The organism is Algoriphagus aurantiacus (assembly GCF_035156405.1).
Taxonomy (GTDB): domain Bacteria; phylum Bacteroidota; class Bacteroidia; order Cytophagales; family Cyclobacteriaceae; genus Algoriphagus; species Algoriphagus aurantiacus.
Genome location: NZ_JAXRUT010000023.1, coordinates 16,831 through 42,586, shown reverse-complemented (window position 1 = coordinate 42,586; position 25,756 = coordinate 16,831). Strand labels below are relative to the sequence as shown.

Sequence of the window (25,756 nt, the reverse complement as noted above, 5' to 3'; positions counted from 1 at the left end):
TTATTATACTTAATAGGTAATTTACTTATATATAGAATTTTTATTTGAAAAATCCTTAAAAAATAAGGTTTTATGGGCTTCTAAATCTGATTCAGACAAGTCCCACCAAGAGAGATCCTCTATTTCCTGTATAATATTTTCATGGAACCTCATCCTAATAAGTTTTGCTGGTACGCCAGCAACTACAGAAAATGGCTTAACGTCTTTATTTACAACGGCTCCGGCTCCAATGATAGCACCATTACCGATTCGAATATTACCAAGAATTATTGCGCCATGGCCTATCCAAACATCATGCCCTATATTAATTGTTTCAACGGTTTTTAGATTAGTCAATTCTCCATTAAAAAGATTTCTATTAACGTAAGTAGTTAAATAATTAAGAGGATGACTTGTAGAATGAATTGCAACATGACTGCCCAACTGACAATATTTACCAATTGAAATATTACCATGAAAATAATTACTGGAGCCTAAAGTAGACTTGTACCCAATTATAATCTTACCAAAAAATTTACAATTTTCAGGAACAATATTTCTTCCTTCAAATAAGACATTTTTAAATCCAATTATAGATTTATCAATAATTGTTTGTTCTTTCTTTCGAGTCTGTAAAAAGAAATATTTCTGTATTCGAAACTTTACAAAATATAATATATTTTTAGCAATTGTAATCATTTACAACTTATAAATATGTTTAACAAGAAATTTTAAAAATGATGAATTCAAAAATATTTTTCTCAGGAAACCCCCAAATAAGTACACAAACATACTTTTCTTTCTTGGCGGAATATTAAAATAATTAATATTACACTTATTTTCATTTAATAACTCATACATCCATTGTTCTGAAACATTTCCCATATGATATACGTGACCCATTGGAGTTGCAATTCGCATAAATCCAGCCAAAACAACCGGGTAATCAATAAAATTGACCTCAGCACCTTTAAATTGACTACCTGATAATTTAAGAGGAATATAGGGGATAACTTCTTTACTTATTGTAACGCAAAAATGCCCATTTCCCAACATGGCTCTTGAATTTCCATTCTTTATATAAATTGGGTTACTTTCAATCGAATTAATACTACGATGCCTACCAATACTCTCATTAAATTTAATAACAGAAGACAAATCGTCATTATACTCTCTAACAATCTTATATTTTAAAATACCATAAAACCAAGAATAAGCTGAAAAATAAGAATAAAACGAAGGAATTCCCAAAGGACTAACCATACCAGCCTCTGGAAAATCAATAAACAATTTTTCTACTTCACTTTGCCATCCAGAAGCGAACAATACATCAGCATCTGTAATAGTAATTAAATTCTCATGAGTTCCTTTAAGTATACTAACAATTGGATCTATTTTCCCATTATTTTCAGAATTAACTATTATTTGATTAACCTTACGGTTTCTTACTAGGTCATTTAAATAATTTTTCACCTCTAAACAACAATTATTATCAATAATTGTAATCAAAGACTTTTCATGAACAGTACTTAATAAACTACTAATACAAAGCTTTAAAACTTCAAATGAATTTGAATAATATCCATTTAAATCTGGTATATACACTGGAATTAAAATTCTATGATAACCAGATTTCTTATTAATTTTTTTTGTTAAAATAGGATTCTTACCCTTCCTCATTATATCTTTGAAATAATACTTCTCTTAAATAAGAGAAATGACTCAAAAAACATTTGCCTGTTAAAAACCAACGAAAGACTAATAAACAGAAAATTTAAACCGAAAAATGTCAATATTTTGAAAATACTACTATCAAAATTAATAAAAGAGACAATTAAAATCAGAAAGAAAAACAACAACTCTATCCATAACCGACCTATAGCCTGCTTATTCAAACCATCAATCAATTTGAAACTAAATATCATCTTTAAAAAATCAAATATTAAGGATATCAAAACAAATATATATGTATAAATTAACATACCTGGAAAGTAGAAAACAGCAATTAAGAGAGCAGGTACCAGAACACAAAATCTGATAATGATTATTTTAGAGTTTATTTCAGGTCTCCCTAGTCCATTTATTACTCCGCTGAAAGGAAATGTTATCGATTGAAAAGTATAATAGACTAACAATATAGACACTATTGGAGTGGTATCAATCCATTTTTCAGTGAATAATAAAACAATACCTTCTTCAACAAAAAGAATTAGAAAAAGAATTACGGGAAAAAAGAATGTGAAAATCATCTTCTGAACTATTGAAAGTTTTTCAAAAAGACTGAAGTCACCTTGCTTAAATTTTGTTATGTAAGATAAATTTAATTGTGCTTGTGGAACAATTAAATAATTAAAAGGCATAGCAGCAATATTCCAAGAAAAAGAATATTTACCCGCATCTTCTTTTGAAAAGAAACTGGTTATAATAATTTTATCTATTTGTTGAACAAAATAACTACCTATTGATGCAAATAGTAAGTGTTTGCCAAATTTGAAAATTTCAGATATTTTATTTTTATCTAACTGAAAATCATCTAGCTTGTAACTTACAATATTTCTATAATATATTAGCCTTGTCAAACTACCTATTATAGGACCAAACCCAAACGAGAGACCTCCTAAACCAAGAAAAGCGGCCGAAATTTTCGCTATTGTTCCAAATACTTCTCTATATATATTTCCAACAGTAATTCTCTTAAAATCAATTTTATCCTTTAAGATTGCTTCTTGAGGTGAGTTGAATGCTTCTATCAATAATGATACTGCAAGCATAATAATAATTCCACCACTAACTTCACTTTCCATGAAAAATATTAAATACAAACCTAAAAGTGATTGAACAAGAAATATTATCGAATTTGTAATCAATCTCAAAATATAAACTTGATTTAATACAAATAATTTTTCAGAATCACTTCCTTTATATTGTAAATAATAGAGTTCAAAACCCATACTACCTATTTGACCAATCAAACCAGTAATTATTGTTGCTAATATTAATGAACCATAATCATCTGGAAGTAGAATTCGAGCGAGAATTATAGAACTTAGAAATGATATCCCTTTAGATATAAAACTCCCAATTAGTACTGACTTAGCTGCACTGACAACATTTGTTGATGCCATTACCTACAGTAAAAAATAATATGCATTAGAATTAGTATTATTAAATATGATTTCCCAGAATGTAGCAATAATGTTATTTACTTACTTGAGATTGACCGAAGAGCTTGGTGAATAAATAGTTTAAATTCTTGAGTTTATTATATCTAATGGTGTTTTTAAATATCTACTGGTAGATAAGTAGGTAGGCATTGCTTTATAATTTTATAAATTTCAGAATAAATAACATAGGTTTTTCTAACCTACATATTTTATAATTAAACCATTTTAAGCAGCTATCTCTACAATTTAGCATTATGATTTTTTCAACAAATTTAAGAATTCAAATAAGCTAATATGATCAATTACTGTAGTGACCTTAATCGTAAGATTATTTACAAAGATTTATCTTATTAAGACGAATACTCCCGACTTTTCAATAATTTCACCAGATCTACTTATAAATCTTCCACGATAAACATAATTTCCATTAGGAGTAGTCACACCGTTGAGGGTTCCATCCCACCCAATATCTTCAAGAGATTTGGCTTCATAAATCAATTCGCCCCATGTGTTGAAAATATAGAATTCAATACTTGCTATTCCTCTAAACTGGGGTTTGAAGAATTGATTCTTGGTTCCATCTGGAGTGAATGCATTTGGTACAATCACCATGTAATCATCAAATACATTTACGATAATTTGGAAATCAGATTGACACCCTATGTTATCGATGCTGGTCAAGATCACGTTGTAAGTGCCCTTTTCCTGGAATTGATGAACAGGGCTTTGTTCTGCGGAGGTACTACCATCTCCAAAGTCCCAATTCCATAGAATTGCATTTCCTTGTGTTAGGTCTTGGAATTGGACATCTTCAAGAATTTGGACATCTCCGTTAGTAATCACATTTCCTCCTCCAAGGTCAACTTCATATTCGAAACTTGCTATTAATTCTGTCTCCGCAATTAAAACTCTAATTCGTTGAGGTTGATTCCAACAGCTGGATCCCTTTAAGGAACTACTTACTCTATAATCACCCGATACTGCCACATTTTCAATCTCGTCGATTTGCATTGCAGATCCAGAAGGGCTAAGCACATTGTAATCGTAAACAGCTGAATTGAATCCCTCTATGTAATCCGTAAGATCTACTCTTCCATTTGGATCACATACAACAGAAGGGTTGGATACTTTAAGGTTTGCGACTGGGCTCATGGTTACCAATACTGGTTTTGGAGAAAGTCCACAAATGCCAGTTCCGGTTGCAGAGACATAGTAAGTATAGGGTGATCCTGAGCCAAGCAAGCCTGTAATGTTCAACTGCCCATCCGGTCCGACATCATAAGTAACTCCATTTACTTCTCCAGGTATAATTGGATTGTTTCCCTCCGAATCAAAGCTCCAAGTAAATTGGGGGTCCGGGATATTTTGAGGAACAGAAGCGATCAATTCCGCCGTTTCGCCTTCACAGATCTGATCGCCGTTAGCTGTGATGATTGTTGGCACTTCAGTAATGGTTATAGGGCTACTAGAAATCAGTTCACAACCCTGTGAGTCGGTAATTGTCCATGAATAAGTACCTTGACCCAAATTTGAAATCCTAATCTTTCCATCGGGAGAGGTAATAATACCTGCGCTGGTTCCATTTTTGGAATAAGAAACGCTGTATGGAGTATATCCTCCTTCAATATTAAATCTGATTTCTCCATTGTCAAGACTGCAAGATGCATTATCCTGAAGCAATGAGTTGATACTTAAGACCGCGGGTGGACCGATCACCTCAACATCATCAAGCGTATAGCTACAACCTTCCTGAGATCTAACTTCGATTGAATAAGTACCTGGGTCGACATCAAATACATTAGAAGAACCAAAGGTTCCGCCGTTCAAGCTGTATGTGTAATTGCCAGAGCCTCCACTAGCATTTACAGTAATTGTTCCCCCGTCCCCAAAACATACCTCATCCACAACCAGAGCTGTAGCTGCTGGAGATCCTCCTACTATTACACTTCCCTGACCAATAAATCCAGGACATACTGTAGGACCTGATGCAGTTACATAATAGGTAATTGGTATTGCAGTCTGAGTTAATCCTGCTATTGTGAGAGTACCTGTTCCTGCATTTATTTGATATATTCTTCCATCTGCAGTTGGATTAGGGCTACTGGTGATTTCTTGAGTCAATCCTTGGTCAATGAACCATTGGAATGTTGACCCACTTGCCGCAGGATCTAAAGTAGGAGTTAAAGTTGCTACTTCACCTTCACAAATCACCTCATGTGTGACTAATACCTGTGTTGGGCCATCTACTAACGTAACTTCATTGGTACTTATCACACAACCTACCACATCAGTGATTTCGATTTTATAAACTCCTGTTGCATACTCATCAAGTGTTATATTGGATTCTGATGTAGTGATGATGTCTTCACTAATTCCATTCTTGAATACTTCAAGTGAATAAGGTGCCCATCCTCCAGTAATTGTAAGTATCAGTTTGCCATTTAGAGCTCCGCATCCCGGATCGATTTTAGTAAGCGGGGAGGCAGTTAGTGGTGCCGCAGGACCTTCAATTACAAAGTTCAAATCCTGCGCACATCCAGCAGGAGTTGCTACTACAAGAGTATAATTCCCTGTGACGAAACTCTGTGATTCAAGTTCAGTCAAGGATATAGGTGTTGCTCCATCTATGCTATAAGTGTAAGAAGGATCAGCTCCTGATATAACCTGAACTTTACCGTTAGTATCTCCAAAACATGTGATTTTATCAGTTTCCAGTTCTACATCAGGAGTATCATATGCAATTACCTCAATTTCAATTTCCTGCCCAGTGCAAACTACGTAAAAGTAATACTTGTAAGCACCTGCTGGTAGTCCTTCGACCAATAGCTCAGGATTCAGCCAATCGGTGTCATCTATGGTATAAGTAACGCCATCTAAAGATGGGTCCGGGCCATTCTGAATAAGACCTGTCTGGCCTGGACCGGTATACCACCTCACCTCTGTTGCAGCAGCCGGAGGAAGTGTAGGATCTGGTGCAATGTGAATAGGGCGGATTTCCACAGGACTGCCTGTGCATGAGTTAATGGGAGGCACAACTGCATAAACGGGATCAGATGACTGTTCTACCACCAAAGGAAATTCAGCTGAGCAGCCTTCTGAATCTGAAACTAATAAGAAATAAGTATCTGGAGTCAGATCTACTGCGCCAGTTAATCCCCCTGTTACAAGTGGTCCCGTTGCAGAACCTTTTCGCCATTCTACATTATAATCACCCCATCCCCCTGAAATAACGAGGTCGCTTATGCTTCCATTTTCCAATCCACAAGAAGCTCTAATGATAGTTGGATTATTGATGGAAATAGCTTCAGATGGAGCAAGGATTTCAACTTCTATTTCAGTTAAACATCCTACATCATTTCGAATTGCAACCGTATAAGAACCTGCCGGTAAGTCTGTGTAGGAAGTTGACGCCGTAAATGGTGAACTGTTTAAACTAACTTCAAAATTCCCATTACCCCCTGCAGGTGAAATCTGTATACTTCCATTAGAATCTCCAAAACAAATTACATCTTTAACTTCTATTGTAGCAGTGATTTCGGGAAATACTTCTACGGTTGCCGTTTCGACTTTAGAACAAATTCCTGGACCAGATATTTCGACATAATATGTATAGTCACCAATCTGAAGATCCTGAATAGTCAATTCACCATTCGTTGAGTCAATCTGATAACCTACACCTGCTGCATCAGTTCCATTTGTAATGCTCTGCGTCAATGTAGAGTCTCTGTACCATTTGAGAACTGGTACAACTGGTAGGGATGTAGAATATGTTGGAATCAAAACGGCATCTGCGCCAACGCAAACCACCTCATTAAGTGGATTCATGTTAACCTCTACTCCATCGTCATTTTCAAGAGTCATCAAATTAGATGCAGTCAGTTCGCAATTATTGGCATCACGTACCAAGACACTATAGGTAGCAGGAGATAGATTTTTGAGTTCAACAGTGGTCCCACTTATACTTGAAGAAAAATCAGAAATTGGGTTTCCATTGACTAAAATCTCATAGTCCGGGGTTCCGCCAGTGATATCAAATTGGATACTCCCATTTGATTGTCCACAGGTTGGATTCGTCGCTTGCGGATCAGTTATAATTAACTCGTCAGGCTGTTTGATTTCTATAACTTCTTCTGAAAAACAATTAGCTGCATCTTCTCTAATTCGAATGGTATAATTTCCATCCGAAAGATTAGAAAAAGATCCAATTGTATTGGTTTCGCCAGTTTCAAGTATAGTAAATGTGAAATTACCAGTTGGCTCTATACTATTCAGGATAATTTGACCATCTGATCCACCAAAACAAGAAACATTCAATGATGAAAATTCTGCATTCGGTAATTGTATGACTTCGATCTGAGCTGGAATTAAATCCGAAGTGCAGATTTGATCTCCCGTTACACCTAAATAATAGGTATAAGGACTATCTAAATTAAGTAATCCTGATATCGTTAGAATCCCTGAATTAATAGAATATGAAATTTCACCATCCCCGTCCCCATTGTTAATTTGAATATACTGCCCAGGGTTGTTTATGTCCTCTACAAACCATTCAAATATTGGAGAAGCGCCAATAATATTACTAACTGTTATTGGCGTTAGGATGGCATCCGTTTCTACGCAGATGATTGTATCCTCTACATCAAATACCGGAGTGGGTATATCTTCTAAAGAAATGGAAAGCTCTATAGGACAACCTCTAGAATCGGAAACCTCTATTTGATAATTGGTCGGTGCAAGATTGGATAATGTAAAAATACCATCGGAAGTTTCGACGAAATCAGCACCAAAGGATGCCTGATTATTTCCATTTATTGTAATGTCATAATTCCATGAGGCATCAGGAGACCCTCCCATAATTTCAAAACTGATCTCTCCATTATTCTCACCACAACTCGCATCAGTTTTGTCAATTTCATTTATCTCGAGAAATGGTGGCTGGTTGATTTGAACAATTTTATCAGAGTAACAAGACGCTGAAATATCTTTAATGCGTATAGTATAATCTCCAGCCTGAAGATTGTTAAAATTTCCAGTGGAATTTCTTTCCCCTGTTTCTAATAATGTAAAGGAAAAATCTCCTGTTGGCGGTTCAATACTTCCTACGGAAATTTGTCCGTCTGCCCCCCCAAAGCAAGAAACAGTAACTGTCGAGTATTCAGCTTGGGGAACAGCATTAACTTTCAAAGAAATTTCTGAAATTGGATCACATGAATTCTCACCACTCATTTCAAGGGAAAATTCATATGTTCCACTATTTAACCCAGAAATTGATAAATACGGAGGGGTTAAAGGATTGCTATCATGATCTCTAGGAGAAAAATCAACTCCATTAATAGTGACATCATTAGTGATCCTATCACCCCAAGGGGATATCCAAGTATATTCCGGATTGGTAATCAAGCCAAAATTAATTAAAGATGCCTCCAATAAAACATCTTCCCCTTCACATATTTCCTCTGGGAAATCAATTGATAATTCTGGTTTAGGTTCAGAGGAAATTAGCTGATTTGAGGTTGAGTTAACAGAACAACCTTGATCATCCAAAATCACTAGTGTGTAAATACCAACAGACAAATTGCTTGTAGTAAATGAATTCTCCCCGTTTTGAGTTAGAATAAATTCACTCTCATCCAAAACATTACCATCCCTACTTAAGGAAACAAAAGAATAAACACCAGAACCTCCACTCGCAATCCATTCAATAAAACCATCATTATCTGTGCAAGTGATATTTTTAAAATTAGAAACTTCGACGTCTATTGGCACTTGCGGAAGAATTTCTGCAGTTTCAAATGCTTGACATCTATCTCCACTAGTTACTATAATTTCATAAATTCCAACAGGAACATCAACAAATTCATAACTAGATTGTGATAAGGAAGGTGTGCTCTCCATAACTAAAGTTCCATCCTTATAGAGCTCATAGGTATATAACCCTAATCCACCAGAGGATTCTACGAAAATACTTCCACCTTCCCCATAACAAATCTCATCTACTTTTGTGAGGTTAATTGCAACAGGAGATTCAATAGGTTCTATTGTGAAAGGTATTTGATGTCTAAATAGTGGGTTTCCATCACTTCCAAGTTGTCCTTCCCTAAAAGAATCACCAACTTGGAAAATATAATCGCCAGTTAAGAGATTGCTAACAACTACTTGTCCTGTGCTTAATTGTTCTGTACTGAAAAAACTCCACACCCCCGCTACAGGATAAATCTGCTCACCCACAGAATTAACGATCTGCCACTTTTCGTCGCCAACCAGGCTGGAGGGGTCAAACTGGATTGTTAAAGCTCCTTCATCTGAACAAGTTTCCCGGTTAGTCACATGTTCAGGGCTAATATCAGAAATTAATAAAATTTTAACCTCCTCTGATGAAAGACCAACACAGCCTTCCTCGGTAGTTACTTCAACTGTGTATGCTCCTATCCCTTCATTTCCCTGAACCAGAAACGTTTCTTCAATAGCTCCTGGAACCGGAATGCCATTTTTAAACCATTGATAGGCTGAACCTTTAGGCATTGCCTCAAGTGTTACATAAATTTCATCAATCTCTGATTCTTCCCAAGTCAATGGATCTATGGTGCTAATTTGTGGCTCCGGAAGTGGCACTACATCAATTGTGATTGATTGAGGTGCTGACATTTGTCCGAAATTGTCTATCACTGTATAATAGACGGTTACTTGACCTGTAGTACTTAATATCCCCGAAGATTGAAATCTAATTTTTTGAGTGAAATTCCCATCATTATCTTCTTCCATGAAGGTTTCAAAATCTCCAAACTCTGTAGGAGCAGTCAATAGATCTTGATCACATAATTCAATAAAGCATTTACCTGATATACCGCAATCAAAGGTTTGTGCAGAATTAATCAAATCCGCGGAGTTTTTGGCAGCATTCGCTTCAGCAATGGTAGGGTATAACTGTATACACCTAATGTAAGCATCGTCTTCTACTGTAGGGTTAATCTGGAATTCGAGCTCCCCTCCTTGACAAACTTCCTCAACGTAGGCTAAGGAAATAGGATCCTGACCTTCCGACTCGGAAACCTCAACTGAAACATTTTTGATTTCATGAAAATTATTTGAGCCACCAGTAGAAGCTGCAAAACCAATCTTTAAAAAAGGTGGTGGTATGAAGGGATAAGGTTCATCTTCAATTACATTGATCAGTTGAGGTGTACCACTTGTATTGACAAGCATCCAAACATTTACTTTATATCCAGAAATAGGATCCGGTTGTAAATCAATAAATACTTTTCGATAGCCAATTGTGTTACAATCAAAAATAGCTTCATCACTATTTGTATCAATTGTGAAAACAGGAGAACCAACAGGAGTAAGGTATTTCGAGTCCACACCAGGATAGACATTTTCAGCTAAAAACTTACCCGTAATAAATTCATAACTACTATAATTAAAAGCATCATTCCGATTGATATCATTTGCCATAACAGGTCCTCTAAGAACAACAGTATGCTTAAAACGATCAATAGGAGTTGGAGGAGAAGACCAACTGCTAATAGGATCCATAGGATCTTTCCCTAAAAATCCATAACGCTTATTCTCATAATGATTTCCAAAATTGCCGAATTCATCTAAACCAATACCCAAGTATGCTCCTTTTAAGCCTGGTTCATTCATCTCATAAATTCCAGGAGAAGATTCTGCTTTCCTGGGAGTATACCCTAAAGCACCACCTTTTCCGCCTATTTCGAAAGTGCTAGGGTCTATTGAACCGTCAAACATAAAAAAACTGAGCCCATCTGCTCCTTCAGTCTTTGTCTTACCATAACTAGAGTATTCAAAAGAAACTTTTACCCCCCTATTGGAAGCAAATGGATAATCAATAAAGACATGACCACTTTCCTCCGGCAAATTAGATGTAAGCTGAAGCGAATTCCCCGTTAGCTTAGGAATAGCAGAAACATAATTCTCATCCTCTCGTCTAGATCCATCAATGACTGTATTAGCTCTGGGAGTTAAGGTTTCGAAGGATTCGCAATATGGAAACCCCTCTCTAATTGTAATAATGTTTTGAGAAAATAAATCAGCTGTCTCAAGTAAAAAGAGTAAGAATACTGCAATAATTCGCAATAAGTACCTAAAATTTAAAATTGATGAACTGATTTTAAGCATTTGTTAAAATAAGCAATATTCTATGAAAACGACTAACTATGGTCAAATAACAGACAATATAGATGACAGTGACTCTTGATGAACCTTAACTGAAAAGATGGCTATCGTTATTAAAAATCCACAACATATTTTTCGATTTCTTTGATTCTTCTCCATGTTGGATTTACGGACAATCAAATAAAAAAAGCTAGGCGAACAACTTTTCCAAATCTGAATAAGGCCTAAAAAATCCAATATCTAACATATACGGAGTAAGTGGCTGAAAAGAACCCCGTAATCATCTTCTTCGCTTAAAGATAATACTTCTTCTATCAAACTCAGAATGTAACCAAAAAAGAAAAAAATCCTAAAGACATAATTTTTAGGATAGTATAGACGTTAAGAAAAAATTTCAGGCTGTTTATCTTAAAATAATATTACCCAAGGAAAAAAAGCTAAAATGTTGACTGATTTGAATATAATAGCAACCAATAACATCAAGGTAATTAGTAAAACTTAAGTCTAATAAAAAAATTAAATTGCTCTAACGAAAAGATTACATTCTATTATTTTTTCTTTTCCTCATCATAATAACCATACCCATATCCGTAAGTATATCCATATCCATAATTAACCTTAGTTGTATCAACACTATTAAACAATGCATAGACATTCTTCAATCCTTTACCATACTTTAAACTATTTAATGCTTCAATAAAAGTACGGTGACTATAATTCTGTCTAAAAACAAAGAGTGTTAAATCAACAAAATTCAATAAATCTATCGTTTCACTTACTAAACCAATCGGAGGAGTATCAAGAATAATTATATCATACGTTTCTTTCAATTCCTTAAGTAAGAGTTCAAACTGTGGAGTTAATAATAATTCAGAAGGATTTGGAGGAATAGGACCTGAGACTAAAATATCTAAGTTATCAAATTTAGTAGATACAACTACATCCTTCCAATTTGTATCTTGACCACTCAATAATGTTGATAAACCAGAATTATTAGGAATGTCAAAATCTTGAAATATTTTTGGTTTTCTCATATCGCAACCAATCAAAATTGTTTTTTTTCCGGTCAAAGAATAAACAGACGCCAAGTTTAGAGCACAAAAAGTTTTGCCTTCACCTGAAATAGTCGAAGTCAACATAATAGTAATTTGTCTTTCAGCAGGCATCATAAAGCGAATATTCGCCCGAAGTGATCTAAAAGATTCAGAAATCCCTGCTTTACTAAAGTTGAAAACAACTAAATTATCATCTGTTTTGCCTTTAGGAATGGTAGAAATAACAGGCAGTTTTAATTTTCTCTCCAAATATCCAATATCCTCAATTTTAGATCTAAACAATTCTCTGATTAATACAAAACCAATAGGAGTCATAAACCCTAAAAAAAGGGCTACGAGGTAATTTAAGACTGGTTTGGGATTAATTTGCCCTCCGGATGATTTTGCATATTCAACAATTTTATTGTTAGGTCGATTTGATGCTTTAGTAATAGCGGCTTCAGCTCTCTTTTCGCTTAAGAAGTTATATATACTTTCATTTAAGGTAGCTTGGCGTTGAATTCTTATTAAATTTTGTTCTGCAGCAGGTAAAGACCTGAAAGAGGCTTCTATTTCTTCCTTTCTCCTTTCAAGATCTTTGATAGTCATTGAGTTATTAAGATCAACATTTTCAAGAATTTCCCGAATTGACCTATTAAGATCTGAAAGCTTTTTATTTGCTTCTCTTACCGCAGGAGAAAGTTCCGTTTGTGTAGCCATAAGACGGGAACGATCTACTTGAATTGATAACAGATTTTCAATCAATCCATTTAAATAAGGGTCTTCAATCCCAAGTCCCGAAGGAACCATAATTTCATTATAATTTTCCCTAACCAAATAATCCTTTAACGTTTGGTAATATCTTCTTTTGAGATTTTCATTTGCTAGCTGTGTTTCAATGGCAGTCAGCTGACTAAAAACCGTATTACTCTCATTGCTGAGATTATAAATTTTGTTGTTAGACCTGAAATTTTGTAGTTGATTTTCAAAAAAAGTTAATGAATCAGAGACTCCTGAAACCTGATTATCTATAAAATTTATTGTCCTATTTGAAATTTCATTCTTCTCTTGAAGTTCTAAGTCTAAATAAGTTTGCATCAACGCATTTAAATAAGCTTCACCCTTTTCTTGATTTGGAACTATAAGACTAAGATCTAAAATGGACGAATTTTTATCAACTATGTCTACGTTTAGACTCCCTGAGAATTTACTTACTAGAAAGTTTTTATCCCTTAAAAGAAAATTAAAATTGCCAATTTCTTCATTTGATGTATTACTAATTTTAAGCTTAAAATTTGGAGTTTCAATCCATTCTCCAAAATTAAAAATCTGCGTGTTAATTTGGTCTATGATACTTGTTGGTCCATCAGGAATAAATTGAGTATATCTTTCAGCATCGAAAATCAAAGAATAAGAAGTTGGACTCTTCCACTCAATTTTGATTAAACTATTAATCAATTGTGGACTTTTCCAGTCCACTTCTACTAGAAAGGGTTTATTTTTATATAACTCTTCTAATAAAAATGATCCTTGATTATAATATTCAACATCAAATTTCAATAGGTTTAAGGTTGAATCAGCTATTGGACTAGATTTAAGTATGATTGATTCATTTGTTATACCAATTCCTTGATCCTCTAGTACCGAAGATTTATCAAAAAGAGATATAGAGTTCTCTTTATCCTTAATAAAAAACTTACCAGAAACACGATAAGTTGGGGATGTAGTTTTAGTATAGTAAAAAGATAAACCTAAAAATAAAATCAGACTTAAAAGATAGTAGGGCCAAATTTTTATAAGTTTTGGTAATAATATTTTCAAATCAAAAGAATTTTCATTCTCCTCAAAAACATCATACTCTTCCTGATATTTATTCATCTTTAAATAAATTAATTATTTCGAACTAAAGTAAGAATCAGTGCTATTGCTGTAATAGAACTAGTCAAAAGTGTAACGGTTTCAACCAAATTATTCCCTGCGCCAATTTCTTTTACTTTCATAGGTTCCGCGTATATTAGATCATTAGGTTTTAATATATAAAATTCCGAACCCAATAGTTCTCTATCCAATAGGTTAATTTTGTGAATTTGAGAGCCATCTGGATATTGCCTTACTAAAAGAATTTCATCTCGCTTTGCTAAATTATTTAAATCACCTGCATAAGCAATTGCTTCAAAAATAGTAACCCTATTTTGAAGAATAGTGTATTTACCTGATTTCGTAAATTCACCTAAAGCACTAAAACGAATACCGCCTAACCTCACCCTAACAAAAAACTCATTTTTGTTAACATATTTCAAAACTTCATTTTCAATAATTACTTTTGCCTGATCTGTTGTCAATCCTAGCAATCTCACTTCACCGATAAGAGGAATTTCAACGAGACCTTTATCACTGATGGTATACCCATTCATAAAAAAGGCATCTCCCGCTCCTTGTCCACCACCCATCATAGCGTTATTTTGACTCTCATTAGTAATAGCTCCAAAAATAAGATTTAAATTTGGGTCTGTAGTTTTAATATTAATTTCCACAATATCATTTATCTGAAGAAAATAATCTTCCGTTTGATATGGATACTTTTTACTAGATTCCACTAATGGGCCTGTAGATTCTTCCAATTCTTGCATAAAGATTACCTTTTTATTAGAAACGCAAGAAAAAGAGATTATTAAAACAATAAATAAGCAAATAAATGCCGTGATTTTATTTCTCATATTATTCATCTTTAGAAAAGTCACCTTAAATTGTTTATATATATATATATTAATCTTGACTTAGATAGAAGTTAAATAGGCCAAAATTGACTTAAATTTGATACATATTGTATCAGAGTCTCGCATCAATTTGATTCTTTTCCAAAACTCCTTTGACATCAAATACTACTTGGTTTTGAGATTTGGCTATTGGAAGAGACTTAAATTCCTTGTGTGCCACGGCTAGGATAATGGCCGAATAATCGGATAAATTGGGTGATTGTCCGATAGATATGATATCAATTCCGTATTCATGCTTTACTTCCTCCGGATTCGCCCATGGGTCATATACGTCTACTTCCATGTCAAAGGAACGTAATTCTTTGTAAATATCAATGACTCTTGTATTTCGCACGTCAGGGCAGTCTTCTTTAAACGTGAAACCAAGAATCATCACCTTTGCATCTATCACTTTAAGATCCTTTCGCATCATAAGTTTGATCACCTCAGTGGCCACATGCTTTCCCATGCTGTCGTTCAATCTACGGCCTGCTAGGATAATTTCTGGATGATATCCCATTTCCTGGGCCTTTTGTGCCAAATAAAATGGATCAACCCCTATGCAATGTCCACCAACTAATCCTGGTTTAAATTTTAGGAAATTCCATTTTGTGCCCGCAGCTTCAAGAACTTCAGTTGTGTCGATTCCCAATAGATTGAAAATTTTAGACAACTCATTTACAAAAGCAATGTTAATATCCCTCTGAGAGTTTTCAATTACTTTGGCTGCTTCAGCTACTTTAATGGAAGATGCCTTGTGTGTACCTGCAATAATTACGGTACGATATAACTGATCCACAAACTCCGCAATCTCCGGAGTAGATCCTGAGGTGACTTTTAGAATCTTGGCAACTGTATGCTCCTTGTCTCCAGGATTAATTCGCTCTGGAGAATATCCTGCAAAAAAATCTTCATTAAATTTCAATCCCGACACTTTTTCCAAAACAGGAACACATTCATCTTCTGTAACTCCAGGATAAACAGTGGATTCATAAATGACTACATCTCCTTTTTTAAGACTTCGACCAATATTCTCCGATGCTTTCAGCATAGGAGTAAGTACTGGACGATTATGTCTATCTGTAGGAGTAGGCACAGTCACTATATAAACAGTGCAATCAGCAAGATCTGTAGCTTGATGAGTAGGAAGTAAACCATTTGCCCCTGTAGAAGAAAAATTTTTCACCAATACTGACTGAAGTAAGTCGTCTTCCACTTCAAGGGTGTTGTCTTTGCCAGCATTGATTTCGTCTACTCGCTTTGTGTTTATATCAAATCCCACGGTAGGATATTTCTTTGCAAACTCTACAGCCAATGGAAGGCCAACATATCCTAAGCCTATTATAGCAATTTTTACATCTTTTAATTCCGTATTCATAGTTGTTGTACTTTCAAAAGAATTCATATAAAAATTTGATCACCAATTCCTATAATTGTCAGCTTCGCCCTTTCAGTCCCACAACTTAGCTTTATTCATGGGATAAGCTTTACTCCTTAATTATTTAGTAGTCTTACCACTAAAATCATTCAGTCACCCTTAATCTTAGCTTCAAATGAGTACCAAAATTACTCATTTCAAATAGAGCGCAAAACTAGTGAATTTTGAGAGATTTAAAACACAAATCAGTTAGTTCTACCTAATTGAATAGATTAAATTTAAGCTGCCGTAAAAAGCCAATGGATTATATCCCACAGGGAAGTCATCCTTACTTTTTAACTCGGTCACCCATTGATAATTATAACTTTTAATGAATTGAGCTTTTCCGCTTAGAATTAATTGATCCCACTGCTGATCCCAAAGGAGTCCAACACTGAAATCGATCCAGGGTTTTTTGTTAGAATCGTGGCCAAATGCTCTATAATAAAAATCTTGGTTGTTTTCTAACCTTTCGAGGAGTATCCCTCTTTTATTGAAACCGGAAACATGGGAAACTTCCAAGATCTGAACATTTGAACCTACCCCGCTTCCTACTCCCAAAGTCTCGCCATAGTTTACAAACCCTCTCGCAAGCCCATGAGTATGCCATGTTTGATTCCCGATGAGACCCGGATATCTTATGTAGCGGTTGACAGATTCTGATTGATGAGTCATTTCTCCTCTTACCTGGATGAATGTGTTTTCAGCATCTATAGGGAAAATCTTTTGAAAACCAGCTAGATATGCTCTAGCATGTTCAGGATTTAAAATAAACTCCCGCCAGTTGAACGAGTGATCCCGCCGACCGTACTCCCCATATATTTCAAAATGAGCCTTTGGAACCAATAGTCTAAAGAATATTGAAACTTGCTGATCTCGTCCATTGCTATCATAGATGACAGAATTGCCATTAGTAAAAAACTTCTCCTTTTGGAAACCTTCAAAAATGGGAAACCACTCCGCAAATGTATCGCCTTTATACTTGCTGTATTGCTGAAAGGTCCTATTAAATCCTACAAATAAGTGTGGAATGAATGATGGGTTATAGGTCAATGAAATCCCATTGAGATAGCGCCAATCTCCATCAAATTTCCTGAAAAGCAGGTCATTAAATCTCTCTATTTGACTTGGAGCAAGTCCACTGTTTTCTAATCTTCCTACTATTATCTGCCCTTCGAAATTCCCCATAAAGGTGCGAAGAGGCTTTCTGGTAGCTAGGCTTAAATGAGGGAAACCTTGAGCATTATCACTAAATACCAACGAATTAAACTGACCAGGCCCCCACCAGATATTCTGGGTAGAAATACCCAAAGCTATCGGTCCGGTGACAATATTTGCACTAGACTGTCCCCACCAAAACTTTGAAATAGCCCCTGCTCCAAATCGCTCTGGGTTATCGCCATTGTTCCAATAGAAAAACCTAGCACTTATTTCCTTAGACGTAAAATCTTCACCAAAGCCTTGATAGGGCTTATTTTGGGCAAAAAGATATTCAGGTTGGAATTGGATTTCAAGCACATGAAATCTGGTATAAAAACCTGCACTCAGGGTAGTTTGGATTCCTACATTGGGAACCATCAGTTTATTGCCCCATCCATACGGCCTTTTACTGTTTACTTCGGTTCTTAAACGTAAGGGCAGTAAACTGAATTGCACATGCTTTTTTCGTAGAGGCTTCCTTCCTGATAGGTAATTCACTACATCCCGAACAGCTGGTGTAGAATCTACCGCTGCTAAATAAAACGGCCTTATTTGAAAAGAGAATGCTGAATCAAACTCCCCGAGCAGCTGTTTTCTTCTTATAAATTCTTCCAATACCGGATCATCTGCATTCAATATCTGACTTAAGGCAGATTCCGAAATCAGAGACAGCAGAATTAAAAGCGCATTTCTGCCCCATAATTTCATCCTTTTGCCTACCCGCATTGCTTTAGCCTGCATTTTTATTTTCTACCTGGATTTTTACCAAAAAAAACACTGAATGATTCCTTTGCTTCTACCCACCTTAGTTTTTGCCGTATAACAAAAAAGTCCAATTTGTCAGAAAAACTTACTTCCTTAAGCTGATATATTTCCGAAATATCTTTCCAATGGATTCTGAATTTTCCCAGTAGTTTCAACGTAACAATAAAGGAATTCCCTTTTGTTGGCAATCGACCTCCAAAGCGGATAGCCCTTACTTTTAACTCTTCCCAACTCGACCTAGCAGGATGATTAACCTTCAAAGTCGGACAGTAGTTAATCTTAAAGCCGGCATTGAAAGCCCTATTGCAAAACTCTGAATCGCCTCCTGTAAAAAGACCTGCATTGAATGCTCCAATACTTTCCACAACCTCTTTTTTTACTAAAAGGTTAGCTGTAACCCCAAAGTTATACTTAGAGACATAGGTTGAGTTGGGAAAGGCAAAAGCCTTTTCAAGTCGGACATATTTGTTGTCTACCTGCGAAAAAAGAGCAATAGAGCCTGCAAACAAATCTGCAGTATTTTCCTCCAGCAGTTTTGATGCTACGCTAATCCAGTCAGGAGCAGGGATACAGTCCGAATCTGTAAATAGAAAAGCATCACCAGTAGCTTGGGACAGTCCCCTGTTCCTGGCCGAATAGGAACCAGGAACAGGTTCTTTCAAAAACTTAATGGGAAAGGTGTAGGTAGGGCTTGGAATGAATGAATCACCAGGATCATTATTCACTACAATCACCTCAAAGGAGGAATTGGTATTCTTTTGTGCTTCCAAGGCATCCAGACAGAGCACCAGACGAGTCCAATCTTTGAATACCGGAATTATTACAGAAATAGAAAATGAATGCAAGATTACTTTTTGGCTTTATGGAGATAGGTTTTTAATACGCCAAAAAAGGTATAATGAGAGAAATAATAACAAGCTTCAAAAAAGTTTAAATGTTCGAATTCCCGATATACTCTCCACTGGTACTTTGCTGCTAGAAATTTATTTCCCGAGATGGAATCATTGCGCAGGCGATATCTAGCCAGAGGTTGATTGATTCCATAAGCGTAAGGAATCATTTTGAGTATTTTCAGCCAAAGTGCAAAATCCTGTCTTCTTGAGATCACAGGCATATATACCTTCCCCAATTGATCGGTATCGTACATAGCAGTAAGACAGCCTATAGAACAAGTCTTTAAGAGTTCCTTATGATTTACACGATGAGGTACTTCGTGTTCTCCTATAATAGTTTGCTCGCGAAACTTAAGGTATCCTGAAAAAGTAAAGGCATGATTACTCTCCAGCATAAACTTTACTTGAACTTCAAGCTTATTTGGCTCCCACAGATCATCGCTGTCTAAAAAGGCAATAAATCTTCCTTGAGCAATTTCAATCCCCTTATTTCGGCTGAGTGCAGCCCCCAGATTGTTTGGATTTTTGTAAAGATGAATTCTAGCATCCATCTCTTCATATTTATTTAAAATATGAATTCCATTATCAGAAGAATAATCATCAATAAGTATCAATTCCCAATCAATGAAGGTCTGATTCAAAACAGACTGAATGGTATCTTCTATATGGGAATAAGCATTATGAACTGGGGTAATTATAGATACTAACATTATTCGTTGGTGATAGAATTAAACCCCTTGACACTTTCCTTGATCGAGCTAAGCAATGAAATAGACCTTTGTGGTTTTAAAATTTGTTTTATTAAAAATGCAATTCCAATACACAAAAACATAGATGATCCATACAATCTGCGAATTAATGCTCCCTTACTTCGGTAAAAATCCCTATCTAAAATCTTTCCTGAACTTTCAACGGGATGAACGACGATATATTCTGGAATAAAATAGATATTAAGCCCTTTGTTTAATGCATCATTTAAGAAAATCATTTCTTCACTGCTTGGATAGACAGCTCCCAAGCCAAAATTTTCGTCGAATTGAAGCCCTGCATTTCTTACACGATCAGGTCTGATTACAATCTCAACGGATGAAACTTTGTAAATGCTACTGCGGTCATGTTTAAAAGCATTGGGAGCATACTTCTTATACGCCTCACCTGAAGGAGTTAAAATCTTGAACGTAAGGATATCAGCATCTGGAAATTGCTTAAATCCCGTTTCAATTTTTTTTTCAAAATTCTCACAGAAAGATACGTCGTCATCAGCAATCAGTGCAAACTTAGCTGTAGCCTGACCAATTGCCCGATTCCTGCTCTTTGAGAGCCCACGTTCATTGAAGGATAAAAACATAAAATCCTGACTGGATTCCTCGTAAGCAGTAGCATTTTGAGAAATTACCAAAGTGGAAATAGCCAATCTTTTGAATGAAGTAGGATCCTCATTCATAGTTGAAATTAGAACTTGAAAATCCATCGATATTTGGGCAAGTAATAAGCGAGACCCTGTGCGGTTAGCCCCAAGATCAGTAAGGTCGCCGGCAATCGGTGACGTACGGCTCCAAGAAGGTGGAACTCAAAAAATGCCGACATGGCTAAGTAAATCACAATATAAAGTATCCAAAGTCCATGTTTATTGATCTGCTTAATGAAAAAAGCACTTAGAATCAACACTGCCAATAAATAAAGGCCATCAGCAAAATAGGCGAGTTTTGTCCAGAAGGGAATGAAAATAATTACTGGAAAAGGTGCCAATAGAAACTGAAAAAACAAACCGGGAAAATCCAATAATACGTCAAGCCAATTATCCCAAGCAACTTCGGGATAGATCACGCCAGATTCAAAATAATTCATGCGTTGGATATTCCTGAAAAGGGTAAGGCTTTCGGGTGAAATCGAAATATTTAAAATGCTGGTTGACAAATAGTTGAGTGCTACAAAAAACACAGGAAAGAGCATTATAACAAGTATAATAATTAGCTTACGGTTGAGCTTCAATTGGCTCAATACCTGTAAACCAAAAATAATAAAGAAGTAAAGCAACAGCTGAATTCTAAGAATACCCGCTAACAAAACTCCTAGCAAAAGAAATACATTGACCCGATATTTCCCTGTAAGTCCGTAAAAAAACAGTCCTAGGGCAAGTATAAAATAACTTTCCCGTAGCGGAGTAAAAGAATACACGATCACGGAAGGTAAAAAGACTGAAAGAACTAGGTAAAACCGCTGTATCCATACATCATGTATCTTGTAGCTTCTATTAAATGCTCCTGCTAGGAGGACTATGCCCAACTGAAAGAAAAATATATTAAATAGAAAATAATTGAAAATGGACTTTAGTGAAAGCCAGTAGACAGGAATCGCCAGGAACTTATAACCAATCTTCACTCCAATGGATTGATTAGAAGGAGTAATACCAGTTTCCAAAATCCTAGTGAACAAATTGGTATCAGGAAAATATGGAATTAATCGGATCTTGAAATCCAATAATCCAATGGCCAAATAAAACAGCAGGAGTGCCAAAAAATAAAGATTGATGAATTTGGCGTCTTCAAGCAACACTCGTTTAGCAAAAGCTGTCAAAAGCAGATAAAGAACTACAAAGTAAAATGGAAGAGAAATCAATTCCCAAAACTCAATATTTTGATAGTAGACTTTCAAGTGTTTAGTTTGCTAATTTGTATAAATCTAAACTTCCTATAAATAACATAACTGAGATACTTCCTGAATCGATTTGGCTTAGTGAGTAACTTTTCAAACAAATTTACCAGGATAGCCAAATCACCTTTCAAATTCGAGACCTTCCTTTCTTTTTCGCTATTAAGAAATAAGTTTTTTACTTCCTTAAGATCAGCAGATGAAAACACCTCTTCAAACCTGAATAGGAAGTAAATAAAAAGCCCCGCTGACTTCGTAAAGTCATGGGGCGGCAACTGGGATTTCAATAGTTTGGCATACTGAAATCCTTGGTCCAGAATAAACCTTCGCTTTTCTAATCCAATTTTAGTATGAAAAGCTGATTTCCTGTAATAGGAAGTATAGCCATGTGCTAAGTGAATACTAAAGCTGAAATCAGGAATACTTAATGCTCTTACATGTAACTCTACATCCTGGAATCTTTTTAGGTTAGGATTGAAGCCCCCACTTTTTTCGAAAAAGTCTTTTTTCCAAAGCCCGCTACTTAAATGCCAAGGAATCCAATAAGCTAGAAACATATTCCGATAATTGATCGGAGAGAGATTCACATTAAGACCAGAAATAAAGGGGGTTGCCTCTTCAATTGAATCGGTGAAATGCGCCGTCGAAAAGATTACCAGATCTTCGTCCCGATAATAGCCTTCTCTCACTTCAATGCAGTCTTCGGATAACAAATCATCGGCATCAAGGAATACCAGGTGTGTACCGGAGCTTTTACTTACACCGAAGTTCCTACACGCATTGGCTCCCTTAGGTATATGATCGGGTCTTGAATAATAGTGAAACCTAGCATCTGCCCTAGAAAATGAATTGATAATAGTAATTGAATCATCCGAAGACCCATCATCCACCACAATGCATTCCCAGTCAGCTGTAGTTTGATTTTGAACTGAAGCTAAGGTCTCTTCAATATGATCCGCATTGTTAAAACACGGAATAATTAAGGATACTTTCAACTTAGGGATTCTCTCCTTGATGGATCTGAAAATAGTTTCTGGTATAAATAACAAATATGAGGATCAGCCCAAAAATAAAACCCAGAACAAGCATAAACACTACGGTCAACATAAGCTTAGGTGAAGCAGGACTAAGCGCTATATAGGAAGGCTCAATTGATGTGAAAATAGGTTTCTGACTATTCAATTTTATCTTAGCCAATTCCAATTCCTGAGCAATAGTTCGGAACAGCTCAAATTTCAAGCTGTACTCAGCATTTAAATTTTGTTCATAGGCTTTCAAACTTTCTGAAAACAAACCCTGGTTTCTTTCCTTGAAGTTTGCTAAAGTGGATTGGGCATCTTTAAATCCTATTTCGCTTTTCAGGAATTGAGCATCCAAATATTCTACTTGGGCCTCTTGCTTTTCTATCAAATACTTCGTAGCGTATTCAATCAGTAATTTTTCTACTAATCGGGAAAACTGAAATGACAGCTCTGCCTCAGGCATTTCAGTAGTAATGGTCAATAATCTGCCCTCAGAAGTAGCTAGGATACGCTGGCCAATTTGACCTAAAGCATAAAGCTCAAATGGATTATATTGCACTCTATTCTTTCCTCTGGCTTCATTTATTTGGGAATCATCAATTTTAAGAGGAGAACTAATAATGGTTGAAGGTCTTTTGAGTACCTTATAGATACTATTTTGAGGCCTTACTTCGACCATATATTTAAACAAACTAACAGAATCCTGATATTGGTTCGACTTAACCTTAGTATTCATTAATTCCTCCAAAAAAGGCTTGCTTTGCAAAATAAGAGGATAAAGGGCGGGGTCTAAGGTATTAATTGGGTCCGCATTCCCAGGAACAGAAATCCCAGCTACTTGAGCCAAAGAACCTAATCCTCCTGAGGAACTTGAATTTTGCGCCTCCACCAATAATACCGAGGTAGAGACATAGGAATCAGGTGTAGTAGAATAATAAACGTACCCCATTAACATAAAAAGGACTATAGTACCTATCAGCAAATGCAGTTTCATTCGGATAAGTCTGGTCAGGTTTACGATTGTAAAATCGTTCTGTGCCAGAATTTTTTCAGTCTTTTTATTCATAATTGGAATATTGAAAATACAAAAACTTTAAAAGATGATCTCCTAATGGTTTGAGAATACCTTATTAACAGGCTTAGTCTTAATTTTGTGGAAGATGCAAGGTACAGGGCCAGTTGGCTAAGATCTTTGGGCAGGTTTTCTCATAAAATGTAATAACAACATCTCTTTCATTCCGATAAATTCTACATACCAGGTAGCAAAGAAAAGCTGAACACGTTCTGTAAAACTCAGATGCTTGTACGCTAAAATAGTTATATGAGGTCGAAGAAATTTAACTGTAAACAAGAATTTCTGGGCAGCACTATACTGTTTGAAAAACCTGAAGTACATCCCTCCTATTGTTCTTTTCTTTTTTTTAATCAATTCCGATAGATTTCTTCTGGAGGGATGCTTGACAATTACGTCTGAACCATAAACCAAATTAAAGCCTGCTGAAGTAGCTCTTCGAGTCCATTCAAAATCTCCTCCTGACAGTAAATTCTCCAAAAACGGACCATTATTTAGGATTACTTCTCTTGAACAAAAAAGATTGGCCGTGATGCTTTGACCATTTCGCTCCACGTTTTTCTTTTGATTAAAGGAAAAATTATCCTCATACAAATAGGTCAATTGGTCGCCATCCACAGGTTTGTAAAGCACTATTTTTCCTCCAACTAAATCCACATTTGATCTCATCAGGTAAGCTAATCCCTTGGAGATCCAGTCTATCTCCGGCGTGCAATCAGAATCTGTAAATGCAAAAAAATCGCCTGAAGCGAGCTTTATTCCCATGTTTCTGGCCGCATAGGATCCTTTAATTGGCTGATCAACTACTTTTGCATTTTTGGGTAAGGCGTACCCTTCGGGTAAAGGATGATTAATAGAATTATTGATTATCAAAATTTCAAAGAACTCAGGCGGAAGATTTTGTGCTTCCAATGCGTTGAGGCAGGTAGTTAAAATGTCCCATTCCCTGTAAGTAGGAATGATTACAGAAATTATTACATTCATGTTATTTTGAAATTCCATGAAAGGTTTATAGAATCTATTGAATGATTATTTTACATGGAACACCATATGCAGTCACCCCATCTTCAATATTTCGGGTTACAACAGAGCCTGCCCCAATTATACAATTTTCACCAACCTTAACTCCAGGAAGAATTACTACTCCTGCACCGATTTGGGTAAAATCACCTATGGTCACATTTCCTAAAATCAGAGAACCTGGGCCAATTTCCACAAATTCTCCAAGACTGACTTCATGATGAATTTTGGCCCCTACATTAATCAAAGATCCCAAACCAATTTTTACATTCGGGCCAATAAAAGATTGATTCAAGGCATCAAAAACCCCTAAGGAAGATTCACTTATTACAGCGTTTATTGATTCAATTGGAAAGTAGATCCCTCCTAATTGCTCAAGAAAACCAATCATTCTCTTTCTAACGCGAGGGTTGCCTACTCCTAAGCAAAACCTAAAAGAATCAGGAATTTCTTGTTTCAATTCATCTTCAGTGTGAAGAATACTGATGTTTTGCTTAAACTTCAATTTGGAGAAATCTTCATCATAGCAAATAAAGCCATTCCCTGTTTCTCCTGGTTTTAGACATTTCAATTCGTCAAAAATCTCTAAAGCATGACCACCTGCGCCCGCAATTACCATTATCTTCCTAAGTTATTTGGAAAATAA

At 35.7% G+C, this 25,756-nt stretch carries 16 protein-coding genes; all 16 read right to left on the bottom strand.

Annotated elements, in window-relative coordinates; all coding sequences use genetic code 11:
• Positions 1-21 precede the first annotated feature (21 nt).
• The 16 genes from SYJ56_RS19545 to SYJ56_RS19470 all read right to left on the bottom strand — a co-directional run bounded on the left by SYJ56_RS19545 (position 22) and on the right by SYJ56_RS19470 (position 25,729).
• Positions 22-678, bottom strand: a complete 657-nt coding sequence (locus tag SYJ56_RS19545; RefSeq protein ID WP_323837102.1) for a CatB-related O-acetyltransferase — start codon at positions 676-678, stop codon at positions 22-24.
• Complete coding sequence (locus tag SYJ56_RS19540; protein ID WP_323837100.1) at positions 679-1,659, bottom strand: glycosyltransferase family A protein; 981 nt, start codon at positions 1,657-1,659, stop codon at positions 679-681. It lies immediately after the preceding gene.
• Positions 1,659-3,104, bottom strand: a complete 1,446-nt coding sequence (locus SYJ56_RS19535) for an oligosaccharide flippase family protein (protein ID WP_323837098.1) — start codon at positions 3,102-3,104, stop codon at positions 1,659-1,661. The genes SYJ56_RS19540 and SYJ56_RS19535 overlap by 1 nt, the downstream gene beginning before the upstream one ends.
• A gap of 381 nt (positions 3,105-3,485) precedes the next feature.
• A complete protein-coding gene (locus tag SYJ56_RS19530; protein ID WP_323837096.1) occupies positions 3,486-11,240 on the bottom strand; it encodes a PKD domain-containing protein in 7,755 nt (2,584 codons plus the stop codon).
• 587 nt (positions 11,241-11,827) lie between these two features.
• Positions 11,828-14,191: a GumC family protein gene (locus SYJ56_RS19525; protein ID WP_323837094.1), complete on the bottom strand. Its 2,364-nt coding sequence runs from the start codon at positions 14,189-14,191 to the stop codon at positions 11,828-11,830.
• 11 nt (positions 14,192-14,202) lie between these two features.
• Complete coding sequence (locus SYJ56_RS19520; protein ID WP_323837092.1) at positions 14,203-15,030, bottom strand: polysaccharide biosynthesis/export family protein; 828 nt, start codon at positions 15,028-15,030, stop codon at positions 14,203-14,205.
• 112 nt (positions 15,031-15,142) lie between these two features.
• Positions 15,143-16,447: a nucleotide sugar dehydrogenase gene (locus SYJ56_RS19515; RefSeq protein ID WP_323837090.1), complete on the bottom strand. Its 1,305-nt coding sequence runs from the start codon at positions 16,445-16,447 to the stop codon at positions 15,143-15,145.
• Between the two features lie 255 nt (positions 16,448-16,702).
• Entirely contained in the window at positions 16,703-18,427 is a 1,725-nt protein-coding gene (locus tag SYJ56_RS19510; protein ID WP_323837088.1) for a capsule assembly Wzi family protein, read from the bottom strand.
• 2 nt (positions 18,428-18,429) lie between these two features.
• Positions 18,430-19,296: a glycosyltransferase family 2 protein gene (locus SYJ56_RS19505; RefSeq protein WP_323837086.1), complete on the bottom strand. Its 867-nt coding sequence runs from the start codon at positions 19,294-19,296 to the stop codon at positions 18,430-18,432.
• 2 nt (positions 19,297-19,298) lie between these two features.
• Positions 19,299-20,054 carry a glycosyltransferase family 2 protein gene (locus tag SYJ56_RS19500; RefSeq protein ID WP_323837085.1) on the bottom strand — a complete coding sequence of 252 codons (756 nt, stop codon included), beginning with the start codon at positions 20,052-20,054 and terminating at the stop codon, positions 19,299-19,301.
• Complete coding sequence (locus tag SYJ56_RS19495) at positions 20,054-20,788, bottom strand: glycosyltransferase family A protein (protein ID WP_323837084.1); 735 nt, start codon at positions 20,786-20,788, stop codon at positions 20,054-20,056. Before SYJ56_RS19495 ends, SYJ56_RS19500 begins: the two co-directional genes overlap by 1 nt.
• An 8-nt stretch (positions 20,789-20,796) precedes the next feature.
• On the bottom strand, positions 20,797-21,999 hold the full coding sequence (locus SYJ56_RS19490) for a hypothetical protein (RefSeq protein WP_323837082.1): 1,203 nt from the start codon (positions 21,997-21,999) through the stop codon (positions 20,797-20,799).
• On the bottom strand, positions 21,996-22,991 hold the full coding sequence (locus SYJ56_RS19485) for a glycosyltransferase family 2 protein (RefSeq protein ID WP_323837080.1): 996 nt from the start codon (positions 22,989-22,991) through the stop codon (positions 21,996-21,998). The genes SYJ56_RS19490 and SYJ56_RS19485 overlap by 4 nt, the downstream gene beginning before the upstream one ends.
• 1 nt (position 22,992) lies before the next feature.
• Positions 22,993-24,084, bottom strand: a complete 1,092-nt coding sequence (locus SYJ56_RS19480; RefSeq protein ID WP_323837078.1) for a Wzz/FepE/Etk N-terminal domain-containing protein — start codon at positions 24,082-24,084, stop codon at positions 22,993-22,995.
• Between the two features lie 117 nt (positions 24,085-24,201).
• Positions 24,202-25,092 (bottom strand): glycosyltransferase family 2 protein, encoded by an 891-nt coding sequence (locus tag SYJ56_RS19475; protein ID WP_323837076.1) that lies wholly within the window; start codon positions 25,090-25,092, stop codon positions 24,202-24,204.
• A 16-nt stretch (positions 25,093-25,108) separates the two neighbouring features.
• A complete protein-coding gene (locus SYJ56_RS19470) occupies positions 25,109-25,729 on the bottom strand; it encodes an acetyltransferase (RefSeq protein WP_323837074.1) in 621 nt (206 codons plus the stop codon).
• Positions 25,730-25,756: the final 27 nt, after the last annotated feature.